This is a genomic window from Stenotrophomonas sp. PS02300 (assembly GCF_029959395.1).
Taxonomy (GTDB): Bacteria; Pseudomonadota; Gammaproteobacteria; order Xanthomonadales; family Xanthomonadaceae; genus Stenotrophomonas; species Stenotrophomonas maltophilia_AD.
Genome location: NZ_JASCOP010000130.1, coordinates 1 through 11,449 on the forward strand (window position 1 = coordinate 1; position 11,449 = coordinate 11,449).

The following is an 11,449-nucleotide window of genomic DNA, read 5'->3' on the forward strand; positions in this document are numbered from 1 at the left end:
GCGGCGCACTGCTGCCCGGGCGCGGGCCGGGGGCCGGGCCACGACCGCCCGGCCGGGCACCACCGCCATCGCGCCGACCACCACCGGCCGGGCGCGCATCGCGCTCGCCGGGGGCCTTGGCCGGGGCCGGGCTGTCGTCCAGGCGCCGGGTCAGGGCAATGCGCTTGCGGGCCACATCGACCTCCAGCACCTTCACCTTGACGATGTCGCCGGCCTTGACCACGTCGCGCGGGTCCTTCACGTAGGTGTCGGACAGCGCCGAAATGTGGATCAGGCCGTCCTGGTGCACGCCGATGTCGACGAACGCGCCGAACGCGGCCACGTTGCTGACCACGCCTTCCAGGATCATGCCCGGCTTGAGGTCCTTGATCTCTTCCACGCCCTCGGCAAAGCGCGCGGCCTTGAACTCCGGGCGCGGGTCGCGGCCGGGCTTTTCCAGTTCCTTGAGGATGTCGCGCACGGTCGGCACGCCGAAGGTGGCGTCGGTGAACTGTTCGGCCTTGAGGCCGCGCAGGAAGCTGCCATCACCGATGAGGGCCTTGATCGGGCGCGCGGTGGCGGCCACGATGCGCTCCACCACCGGATACGCTTCCGGGTGCACCGACGAGGCATCCAGCGGCTGGTCACCGTCGGCGATGCGCAGGAAGCCGGCGCACTGTTCGAAGGTCTTGTCGCCCAAGCGCGGCACCTTGAGCAGGTCCTTGCGGCGCTTGAACGGACCGTTCTCGTCGCGGTGGCGCACGATGTTCTCGGCCACGGTCGAGGACAGCCCCGACACCCGCGACAGCAGCGCCGCGGAGGCGGTGTTGACGTGCACGCCCACCGCGTTGACGCAGTCTTCCACGCGCGCATCCAGCGCGCGCGCCAGTCGGTACTGGTCAACGTCGTGCTGGTACTGGCCCACGCCGATCGCCTTGGGTTCGATCTTGACCAGCTCGGCCAGCGGATCCTGCAGGCGGCGGGCAATGGAGACCGCGCCACGGATCGACACGTCCAGGTCCGGGAACTCCTTGGCCGCGAACTCCGAGGCCGAATACACCGAGGCGCCCGCTTCGCTGACCACGATCTTCTGCAGCCTGGCTTCGCCCAGTGCCTGGATCACCTCACCGGCCAGCTTGTCGGTTTCGCGGCTGGCGGTGCCGTTGCCGATCGCGATCAGTTCCACGTTGTGCTTCATGCACAGCTGTTTGATGGTCTGCAGCGACTGGTCCCACTGACGGCGGGGTTCGTGCGGGTAGATGGTGTCGGTGGCGACCAGCTTGCCGGTGGCATCCACCACGGCGATCTTGCAGCCGGTGCGGATGCCCGGGTCCAGCCCGAGCACGGTCTTGGGCCCGGCCGGCGCCGCCAGCAGCAGGTCCTTGAGGTTGTCGCCGAACACCGCGATGGCCTCGGCTTCGGCCTTTTCGCGGGCCTGGTTGAACAGGTCCAGCAGCAGGTGCATGTGCAGCTTGGCGCGCCAGGTCAGGCGGCAGGCGTCGAGCAGCCAGCGGTCGCCCGGGCGGCCGGCATCGCGGATCCCGGCCTTGACCGCCACGCGGCCTTCGGCATACACATGGCCGGCGTCGGCATCGCTGCCCGGGTCCAGTTCCAGGAACAGGATGTCCTCGCGGCGCGCGCGGAACAGCGCCAGCAGGCGGTGCGAGGGAATCTTCGCCAGTCCCTCGGCATGCTCGAAGTAGTCTCGGTACTTGGCGCCCTGCTCTTCCTTGCCTTCGGCCACGCGCGCGCGGATCACACCGTGCTCGCCCAGCCAGGCGCGCAGTTCGCCGACCAGCGCGGCGTCTTCACCCCAGCGCTCCATCAGGATCGCGCGTGCGCCCTCCAGCGCGGCCTTGGTATCGGCCACGCCCTTCTCGGCGTCGACGAAGCCGGCGGCGAACACCTGCGGGTCCAGCCCCGGGTCGCCCAGCAGGCCGTCAGCCAGTGGTTCCAGCCTGGCTTCGCGGGCGATCTGCGCGCGGGTACGGCGCTTGGGCTTGTACGGCAGGTACAGGTCTTCCAGGCGCGACTTGGTGTCCGCGCCCAGGATGTCGTTGCGCAGTTCGTCGCTGAGCTTGCCCTGTTCGTCGATGCTGGCCAGCACCGCCGCGCGGCGCTCTTCCAGCTCGCGCAGGTAGGTCAGCCGGCTTTCCAGGTTGCGCAGCTGGGTGTCGTCCAGCCCGCCGGTGACTTCCTTGCGGTAGCGGGCGATGAACGGAACGCTGGCGCCTTCGTCGAGCAGGGCGATGGCGGCATGCGCCTGGGCAGTCTGGGCGCCGATTTCATCGGCGATGGTCTGGGCGATCTGCTGGGCGAGCTTGAGGTCTGGCATTGCGTCCGGCCGAAGCCACTATGCGGAAAGCACCGATTGTGGCAACGCAGGGCGGCGGGGGAAACCCGTTGACATTCCCGAAAAATGCCCATGCCGACCAACGGTCGGCATCTACCCGCGCACCTGCCAGACGGTAGGTGCCGACCGTTGGTCGGTACACGTCACCGGCAGAGCTGCGCCGTGCGCAGTTTTACTGCTTCGTCCTGCAGGGATTCCAGCGCCATCACCCGGACCCTGCCCAGGCCCTGCAGCTCCATGAAGCGCTCGGTGTAGATCTCCGGGCCGATGTCGGTATCTGCACGTGATTTGGTGAAGCCGTGGGGCACCAGGCCCTTGTCGCCATCCTTGCTACCACCGACATAAAGAACGATTGCCATGTGATGTGTTCCTCCAGAAACGTCATGCGTGTACTTCGGGGCACAGCTTAGCGCGCCCAACCTGACTGGTGTGTCAGGAGGCTAATGACGTTTGTTTGCATGCAGATGACGTCGCGTTGTAGACGCGTTGCTTACCGTTTTTTTAACGGCCACCACCCGTGGCCGTGCAGCGCATACAGATCCGCGGCGCGCTCGAACGGGTTGCGCGCGCTCACCCCGCCGCACAGCAGGTAGACCGGCAGGTAGAACGGCCCCAGCACCAGGTACTGGTACACATGTGCGCGCTCGTGGTCATGCAGCCCGATCACCGGTTCGGTGCAGTGTCCGGCCTGGTGCGCATAGGTCCGGCAGGGGATGTCCAGGCTGGCGCCGGTGTGCAGGATGACGTTGCCCAGGGTGATCGCCCCACCCGGCCCCCAGGGGTACTCACGGAACACCAGCGCGAAATCGCGCCGGCTCCAGTACGGGCGCGCGCCGGCCAACATGCCGGCCAGCCCGCCCAGCACGCCGATCAGGGTGTTGGGCGCGGTCCACACCGCCCCCAGCCCCTGCAGCGCGCGCAGCGCCAGTGGCGGCAGGCTCAATCGGCCTCGTTGGGGATCAGCAGCCACAGCACCAGATACACCAGGATGCCCGGGAACGCGGCCGAGGCCAGCGACACCAGCACGAACAGGACGCGCAGCAGGGTCGGGCTCCAGCCGAAACGGTGGGCGATGCCGCCCATCACCCCGGCAATCATGCGGTCGTTGAGCGAGCGCGACAGCGTGCGGGGAACGGTGGTGTTCATGGCGGGATCCTCCAGCAGTGATGGGGGAACGGTAGCGCAGGGGGTGTGTAGCCGATGCGTTGAAAGGTGCGGGCCGGGGGCCGCGGTTCAGCGCGGCTGCCGCAGCGCCTGCAGGCGCGCGCCGAACCATGCCGCCGCGGTCTGCTCGGGCTGCCCCGGGCAGGCGATCCGGTACGGCTTGCCGCTGATGCTGCTCTGGCTGGCGGCCCGCTCGATGAACTGCTCGGCGCTGTCCACCTTGTCCTTTTTCAGCAGGTAATCGTACTTGCGCTGCAGGTGCGCGCGCGCCTCGGCGGCATCATGCCAGCTGCCGTTGCGCTGGAAGCGGCAGGACGAACCGTCCAGCGCACCGATCAGGGCGGCGATCTCGCGGCGGGCCGCCTCGCTGGGCGCTGCCGTGACGCTGCCACTGAAGGCACCCAGCGCGACCACCAGTGCCAGCGCCCAACGGAAGTCCATCAGCTGCGCTCCGCCAGCCATGCCGAAATGGTCCCGGGCACTTCGCGCTGGGCGCGGCCGGAGACGTAGATGCCGATATGGCCGCCGCGGAAGCTGCTTTCGGTGTAATCGGTGCTCCCGATCCGCCCGCCCATCGCGCGCGATGCATCCGGCGGCACCAGGTGATCCTGCTCGGCGTAGATGTTCAGCACCGGCAGGGTGACCTGGCGCAGGTCGACATGCTCCTCGCCAATCGTCACCCCGTCATGCATCAGGCCATTGCCCTGGTAGAACTGCTTGATGAAGTCACGGAAGGCCTCGCCGGCCAGGTCGGGCGAATCGAAGATCCACTTCTCCATGCGCAGGAAATCCTGCAGCGCGGCCTTGTCGTCGAGGATGTCCAGCAGCCCCACGTACTTCTGGATGTTGAGCCGGAACGGCTTGAGCATCAGGTAGCTGGCATTCATCAGGTCGGCCGGGATGTTGCCCAGCGTGTCCACCAGCAGGTCCACGTCCACCTGGCGCGCCCAGTGCGAGAGCATGTTGTCCGGGGTCTGGAAATCCACCGGGGTGACCATGGTGATCAGGTTGGCCAGTTTCGGCTGGCGCAGCGCGGCGTAGCACAGCGCGAACACCCCGCCCTGGCAGACGCCGAGCATGTTCACCGGCGCGCCATCGTTGGCGGCGACCAGGTGGTCGACGGCGCCATCGACATAGCGCAGCAGGTAGTCTTCCAGCGTCTGGTAGCGCTCGGAGCGGTCCGGGTAGCCCCAGTCCAGCACGTACACGTCGTGCCCGAGCGCCAGCAGGCGCTGGACCAGCGAGCGGTCGGCCTGCAGGTCCACCATGTACGGTCGGTTGACCAGCGCATAGACGATCAGCAGCGGAGTGCGCTGCACCGGCGCCTGCTCACCCACGAAGCGGTAAAGGGTGACCTTGCCGTCGCGCCAGACTTCCTCGCGCGCGGTGGCGCCGTAATCCACGTCTTCCACCGACGGCAGCAGCTTCAGCCCGTCCATCAGCTTGCGCTGCATTGACAGCGTTTCCTGCAGCAGGTCTTCGGCATTGAAACCGAGCGGTCCCTTCATGGCGCCGCCTTGCGCGCGCGCGGGGTGGGCGCGGCCTTCTTCGTGGACTTTTTCGTGGCCTTGCTTGCCGGCGCGTCCGCTGCGGGCTTCGCCGCTGCCGCCATGCGCCGTACCAACCGTTCCAGCTCGGTGATGCGCCGGTGCGCGGCATCCATCTCGGTGCGGGTCGGCAGGCCGAACGCTTCGCTGATCCGCTCCACTTCCTGCTGGGCCGCGCCGCGCAGGCGCATCTGCGCGTTGCCCAGCGCGGCGTAAACCTGCTGGAACGGTTCGGACATCGCGACCTTGGCGTAGGCCTCTTCGGCCGCCTCGATCCACAGGTCGAACATCGCGCGCGCGCTGGTCAGCTGGTTGCCCGGCTGCTCATGCTCGGCAAGGCGCTGCTCGAACAGGCCGAACGCATCGTCCAGCGCCTGCTTGATCTGGTCCACGTAGTCACGGGCGTGGCCCTGGTACTCCTGCTGGGCGCGCAGCAGCGCCTGCCAGCGGGTCTGGTGTTCGCGGCCGGGGCCGAACGCGGGGCTCTGCAACCACGGCTCGACGTCCTGCTGCAGCCGCTCCAGCAGCGCCAGCAGGTCGGGACCGCCAGCCTGGGTGTGCCCACGCGCGCCCTGCAGCATCCACTTGAGCAGGCCGTCGCCCTGCCCCTCCACGGCCTCGCGCCACGCCTGGGCGATATCGGCGCTGCTGCTGTCCTGGCCGGCGAAGCGCGCGGCCACCTGCTGCATGGTGCCGTACCAGCCGCCGGCCTGGTCGCGGAAGCGGTGCACGGCGTCTTCGGACTGCCGGTTGCCCGGGTTGGACATCAGCTGCGCCCAGCCTTCGATGGTCTGCTGCCAGGTGCCCGGCGCGGCGCCGGCGGGTTCGCCACCCGGCGGGACCGCCGCATGCCGCAGCGCATCGCCCCAGGCGCTGAAGTACTGCCGGGCCAGCGCTTCGAAGTCGCCTGCGTCGTGGCCGCCGCCCGCGGTACTCATGGCTTGGGAATGCGCAGGGTCTTGCTGATCATCAGCGAACCGGACAGCGCGAACAGCAGCACCAGCGGGTGCAGCTGCCACGGACCCAGCTGCCAGCGGCCGAGCCACAGGTCATGGCCGATCGCGCCCATGCTGGCGGCAATGGCCAGCACCACCACCAGCGCCAGGCTGGTCGGAATGGGGGTGCCCTCGAAGTACGGCACCTTGTCGCCTTCCCCGGCCAGCGCTTCGGCGGTCACGTTGTAGCGGGCCAGGCGGCTCACCCCGCAGCAGACGAAGTAGCTCAGCACCAGCCAGTCCCAGCCGCCCTGCATGCCACAGGCATACGCCAGCGCCGCCGGGGCCACGCCGAAGGAGATCACGTCCGACAGCGAGTCCAGCTCGCGGCCCAGGGTCGAGCTGGACTTGCGCCAGCGCGCGATCCGCCCGTCCAGCGCATCGAAGATGAAGGCCAGCGGGATCAGCGCCATGCCGAACAGCAGGTAGCTGCGCTCGCCGTCCTGCAGGTAGCGCATGGCCGCAAACACCGCACCTGTGCCGCAGAACGCGTTGGCCAGGGTGAACCAGTCGGCCAGGTGGAACTCGCGCAGCATCGTGAAGTGACGTTTCATGGAAGCTCGGTGGGCGGCAATGCCGAAAGAGTACCGCGAGCGGGCCGAACCGCGACAGCCTTCACGGACGCCGGCCTTCGCGCCGTGCTCACGCGACGCTGACCGGCGGCGAATTTTTAGCCACCCATCTTGACAGCCATGGGGGCTGGTCGCTGCCGGGCGTTATCCACAAACTTACGCACCGGTCATCCACACCCCCTGTGGATAAGCCGGGCCTATCGTCAAAGCCGGGTGTACGACCAGGACTGCATCGTGCCGTCGCGGTACGGCATCACTCCGTGGAACGGGCGCGGGTCCTCGTCGAACACCAGCGGCAGGAACTGGCGGTCGCCCTCCCACAGCGGCAGGGTTTCCAGCTTGTCCACGTCCACCCACTCCAGGGTGCCCTCCGGGTTGGAGGTCAGCGGGGTGCCGGTGAAGTCATCGATGACGAACACGAAGCCGAACCAGTCTTCGCCGTGCTTGCCGAACCCGGGCCAGCTGATGGTGCCGCGCATGCGCATGGTGCCGCACTCGATCCCGGCTTCCTCCTGGATTTCCCGGCGCATGCCGGCGGCCACGTCCTCATCGCGCTCGACCTTGCCGCCCAGCCCGTTGTACTTGCCCAGGTGCTGGTCACCCGGCCGTGCGTTGCGGTGGATCATCAGGGCCTTGCGGCCATCGGGCGACAGCACGTAGCCCAGGGTGGCCACGATCGGGGTATAGGGCATGGAGGCAACGGCTCGCAGGACACAATCGCCGATTATGCGCGATCCACGCCGGCCCGGTCGCTCAGCCGGCCACCTGGGCGCGGCGGGTGTCGGCCGGGGCCGGCAGCGCGTCGCGGTCGCGACGCAGCGTGGCCACGCCATGGCCGCGCTCGGCCAGGTATTCCAGCCATTTGCCCAGGAAGGTATTCATGCGCATGCGGTGGCTGATCAGCTCGGCCGGCGGCGGGTACATGCCCACCACGTCCTGCCAGCGCCGGCCCACGTAGCAATGGGTGGTCTCGGCCTGGCGCGCATCGCGGTACAGGCGTACGTAGGCCGACGGGTCGGGCTGGCCGGTCACCGGGTCGGCGAAGTCGTAGGTCAGGCGCAGTTCGACCGTGTAGGGGTGGCATTCGATCACGTCAAGCCGCACATCCAGGCCATCCCCCACCGAGGACACGTAGCTGCCCGGTTCCAGCCCGGCCGGCTCGAACAGCCGCACCAGGTGGCGATAATTCTCGGCATACAGGCCCATCAGCCAGCTCAGGCGGCTGAGCCGGGGAATGCGTTCGATGCGGGGCGATGCCTGGGCCATGTGTCGATCCTACACGTTGAAGAATCTAACGTGGGGACGGCAGGGACCGGCCAAAAGGGGTGCCCGCGGGCCCGCCCCACCCCCCGGTGGCTCAATAAAGCTCCCGCTGCAGCCCCAATGTGGTCAGCACCTTGCTCGAGATCTCCTCGATCGAGGTATGGGTGGTGCTCAGGGTGGGAATGCGCTCCATCCGGAACATGGTCTCGGCCGCGGCCACCTCGCGCCGGCAGGTCTCCAGGTTGGCGTAGCGCGAGTTCGGGCGGCGCTCCTGGCGGATCTGCTGCAGCCGGTCCGGGTCGATGGTCAGCCCGAACAGCTTCTTGCGGTAGGGCCGCAGCCGGGCCGGCAGGCGGTCCTGCTCCAGGTCCTCGTCGGTCAGCGGGTAGTTGGCCGCGCGCACTCCGTAATGCAGGGCCAGGTAGATGCAGGTCGGGGTCTTGCCGGCCCGCGACACCGCCACCAGGATCACGTCGGCATCGTCGTAGTTGATGGCGATGCCGTCATCGTGGGTCAGCGCGAAGTTCATCGCGTTGATGCGGCGGTGGTAGGTCTCGAAGTCCACCATGCCGTGCGCCTGGCCCACCCGGGAATGGCGGTTCACGGCCAGTTCGCGCTCCAGCGGCTCGATGAAGGGGGCGAACACGTCGAGCATCAGCCCGCCGCTCTCGGCCAGGATGATGCTCAGCCCGCTGTCCACGCAGGAACTGACCACGATCGGCCGGACCTGGTAGCGCTCCCCCGCCGCGCGGATCCTTTCACACGCTTCGCGGGCCTTTTCCGGATCGTCGATGAACGACATTCGATCGGTGATGAAGCTGAACCCGGAGAACTGGGTCAGGAGGCTATGCCCAATGGTTTCAGCGGTGATACCGGTTCCATCGGATACGTAAAACACCGGACGGATCGTCGACATACGCCTTTTACCCCCTCTGAAGCTTAAAAAGGCCGCCGATACAAGCTTGTGCCGACGGCGGTATGCCCGGCATCATATCGGCTTCTTCCTACGGACGTGGCCATCCAAGCCCGCCTCGGGCGATGGCCAAACGGAGCATCGCGCTTGAACGAGAATATCCTGTGGTTGCACGAACTGCGCCTGGCCGACCTGGCCCGCGTAGGCGGCAAGAATTCGTCGCTGGGCGAAATGATCGGCAATCTTGCCGGCCTGGGGGTTTCTGTCCCCGGCGGTTACGCAACCACCGCTGAAGCCTTCAAGGACTTCATCGCGCACAACGATCTGTCCAAGCGCATTTTCGACAAGCTGGCCACGCTGGACGTGGAAGATGTCGCCGCGCTCACCGTTGCCGGCAAGGAAATCCGCGGCTGGGTGATCGACGCCCCGCTGCAGCCGCAGCTGGACCAGGACATCCGCAGCGCCTACAAGCAGCTGTGCGACGAAAACGGCGGCGGCGACGTGGCCGTGGCCGTGCGCTCTTCGGCCACCGCCGAAGACCTGCCCGATGCCTCCTTCGCCGGCCAGCAGGAAACCTTCCTCAACGTCACCGGTGCCGACGATGTCGTGCACAAGGTCAAGGAAGTGTTCGCCTCGCTCTATAACGACCGTGCCATCGCCTACCGCGTGCACCACGGCTTCAAGCACGAAGACGTGTTCCTGTCCTCCGGCGTGCAGCTGATGGTGCGCTCGGGCGTGGGTTCGTCGGGCGTGCTGTTCACCCTGGACACCGAATCGGGCTTCCGCGACGTGGTGTTCGTGACCTCCAGCTTCGGGCTGGGCGAAATGGTCGTGCAGGGCGCGGTCAATCCCGACGAGTTCTACGTCTACAAGCCCACGCTGAACGCCGGCAAGCCCGCCATCCTGCGCCGATCGCTGGGCAGCAAGGCGATCCGCATGGTGTATTCGGATGTCCCGGGCGAGCGCGTCCGCATCGAAGACACCCCGGTCGAGATCCGCAACACCTTCTCGATCAGCGACGAGGACGTGCAGGAACTGTCCAAGCAGGCGCTGATCATCGAAAAGCATTACGGCCGCCCGATGGATATCGAGTGGGCCAAGGACGGCGTGAGCGGCAAGCTGTTCATCGTGCAGGCGCGCCCGGAAACGGTGAAGTCGCGTGGCCATGCCACCCAGATCGAGCGTTTCGCGCTTAACCAGAAGGACGGCAAGGTGCTGGCCGAAGGCCGCGCGGTGGGCGCCAAGATCGGCGCGGGCGTGGCCCGCGTGGTCAAGTCGCTGGAAGACATGGCGCGCGTGCAGCCGGGCGACGTGCTGATTGCCGACATGACCGACCCCGATTGGGAGCCGGTGATGAAGCGCGCGTCGGCGATCGTCACCAACCGCGGCGGCCGTACCTGCCACGCGGCGATCATCGCGCGTGAGCTGGGCGTGCCGGCCGTGGTCGGTTCGGGCAACGCCACGCAGGTGTTGAAGGATGGCCAGGAAGTGACGGTCAGCTGCGCCGAGGGCGACACCGGCTTCATCTATGAAGGCAAGCTGGACTTCGAGCGCACCACCACGGACCTGGGCAACATGCCGCCGGCGCCGCTGAAGATCATGATGAACGTGGCCAACCCGGAACGTGCCTTCGACTTCGGCCAGCTGCCGAACGCGGGCATCGGCCTGGCCCGCCTGGAAATGATCATTGCCAGCCACATCGGCATCCATCCCAACGCGCTGCTGGAATACGACCGCCAGGATGCGGCCACGAAGAAGAAGATCGACGAGAAGATCGCCGGTTACGCCGATCCGGTCAGCTTCTACGTGAACCGCCTGGCCGAAGGCATCGCGACGCTGACCGCGTCGGTGGCGCCGAACCCGGTGATCGTGCGCCTGTCGGACTTCAAGTCCAACGAGTACGCCAACCTGATCGGCGGCAGCAACTACGAGCCGCACGAAGAGAACCCGATGATCGGCTTCCGCGGCGCCAGCCGTTATGTCGACCCGAGCTTCTCGGCCGCCTTCGCACTGGAATGCAAGGCCGTGCTGCGCGTGCGCAACGAAATGGGCCTGGACAACCTGTGGGTCATGATTCCGTTCGTGCGCACGCTGGAAGAAGGCCGCAAGGTCGTCGAGGTGCTGGAACAGAACGGGCTGAAGCAGGGCGAGAACGGCCTGAAGATCATCATGATGTGCGAGGTGCCGTCCAACGCGCTGCTCGCCGATGAGTTCCTGGAGATCTTCGACGGCTTCTCGATCGGTTCGAACGACCTGACCCAGCTGACGCTGGGCCTGGACCGCGATTCGTCGATCGTGGCGCACCTGTTCGACGAGCGTAACCCGGCGGTGAAGAAGCTGCTGTCGATGGCGATCAAGTCGGCGCGCGCCAAGGGCAAGTACGTGGGCATCTGCGGCCAGGGCCCGTCCGATCATCCGGACCTTGCCGAATGGCTGATGCAGGAAGGCATCGAATCGGTGTCGCTGAACCCGGACACCGTGGTCGATACCTGGCTGCGGCTGGCCAAGTTGAAGGCCAAGGGCTGATAACGAAAAACCCCGCTCCGGCGGGGTTTTTTTTCGTCTGCGAACGTACCGGGTTGGGGCCGACGGGGGTGGGTATGCGGGGGACGCCGTGAACCCATCCATGGGGGCTTGGTCGCCGCATCCATGCGGCTCACACC

At 67.2% G+C, this 11,449-nt stretch carries 12 protein-coding genes; 1 reads left to right on the forward strand and 11 read right to left on the reverse strand.

The genetic code is table 11. The features are described 5' to 3' along the window. From QMX79_RS17495 to QMX79_RS17545, 11 genes are all read right to left on the reverse strand, one after another. On the reverse strand, positions 1-2,314 hold a 2,314-nt coding region (locus QMX79_RS17495; RefSeq protein ID WP_282247878.1), incomplete at its 3' end, for a Tex family protein. 161 nt (positions 2,315-2,475) lie between these two features. Further along, positions 2,476-2,691 (reverse strand): hypothetical protein, encoded by a 216-nt coding sequence (locus tag QMX79_RS17500; protein ID WP_282247879.1) that lies wholly within the window; start codon positions 2,689-2,691, stop codon positions 2,476-2,478. Positions 2,692-2,822: 131 nt separating this feature from the next. Beyond that, positions 2,823-3,275, reverse strand: a complete 453-nt coding sequence (locus QMX79_RS17505) for a hypothetical protein (RefSeq protein ID WP_282247880.1) — start codon at positions 3,273-3,275, stop codon at positions 2,823-2,825. Continuing rightward, positions 3,272-3,478 carry a PspC domain-containing protein gene (locus tag QMX79_RS17510; RefSeq protein WP_282247881.1) on the reverse strand — a complete coding sequence of 69 codons (207 nt, stop codon included), beginning with the start codon at positions 3,476-3,478 and terminating at the stop codon, positions 3,272-3,274. The genes QMX79_RS17505 and QMX79_RS17510 overlap by 4 nt, the downstream gene beginning before the upstream one ends. Positions 3,479-3,565: 87 nt before the next feature. After that, positions 3,566-3,937, reverse strand: coding sequence for a YfeK family protein (locus QMX79_RS17515; RefSeq protein WP_282247882.1), 372 nt, complete (start codon positions 3,935-3,937; stop codon positions 3,566-3,568). Then, on the reverse strand, positions 3,937-5,004 hold the full coding sequence (phaC, locus tag QMX79_RS17520) for a class III poly(R)-hydroxyalkanoic acid synthase subunit PhaC (protein ID WP_282247883.1): 1,068 nt from the start codon (positions 5,002-5,004) through the stop codon (positions 3,937-3,939). The genes QMX79_RS17515 and phaC overlap by 1 nt, the downstream gene beginning before the upstream one ends. Next, positions 5,001-5,981 carry a class III poly(R)-hydroxyalkanoic acid synthase subunit PhaE gene (gene phaE / locus QMX79_RS17525; protein ID WP_282247884.1) on the reverse strand — a complete coding sequence of 327 codons (981 nt, stop codon included), beginning with the start codon at positions 5,979-5,981 and terminating at the stop codon, positions 5,001-5,003. Before phaE ends, phaC begins: the two co-directional genes overlap by 4 nt. Next, the gene (locus tag QMX79_RS17530; protein WP_282247885.1) at positions 5,978-6,592 is read right to left on the reverse strand and encodes a phosphatidylcholine/phosphatidylserine synthase; all 615 of its coding nucleotides are present in this window, start codon (positions 6,590-6,592) and stop codon (positions 5,978-5,980) included. Before QMX79_RS17530 ends, phaE begins: the two co-directional genes overlap by 4 nt. Positions 6,593-6,813: 221 nt before the next feature. Continuing rightward, positions 6,814-7,302 carry an 8-oxo-dGTP diphosphatase gene (locus QMX79_RS17535; protein WP_282247887.1) on the reverse strand — a complete coding sequence of 163 codons (489 nt, stop codon included), beginning with the start codon at positions 7,300-7,302 and terminating at the stop codon, positions 6,814-6,816. 61 nt (positions 7,303-7,363) lie between these two features. Then, the gene (locus tag QMX79_RS17540) at positions 7,364-7,876 is read right to left on the reverse strand and encodes a DUF1249 domain-containing protein (RefSeq protein ID WP_282247888.1); all 513 of its coding nucleotides are present in this window, start codon (positions 7,874-7,876) and stop codon (positions 7,364-7,366) included. Positions 7,877-7,967: 91 nt separating this feature from the next. Further along, positions 7,968-8,789: a pyruvate, water dikinase regulatory protein gene (locus QMX79_RS17545; protein WP_282247890.1), complete on the reverse strand. Its 822-nt coding sequence runs from the start codon at positions 8,787-8,789 to the stop codon at positions 7,968-7,970. 144 nt (positions 8,790-8,933) lie between these two features. Between QMX79_RS17545 and ppsA the strand changes: the two genes are divergently transcribed. Continuing rightward, entirely contained in the window at positions 8,934-11,312 is a 2,379-nt protein-coding gene (gene ppsA, locus QMX79_RS17550; RefSeq protein WP_282247892.1) for a phosphoenolpyruvate synthase, read from the forward strand. The last annotated feature ends 137 nt before the right edge of the window (positions 11,313-11,449 follow it).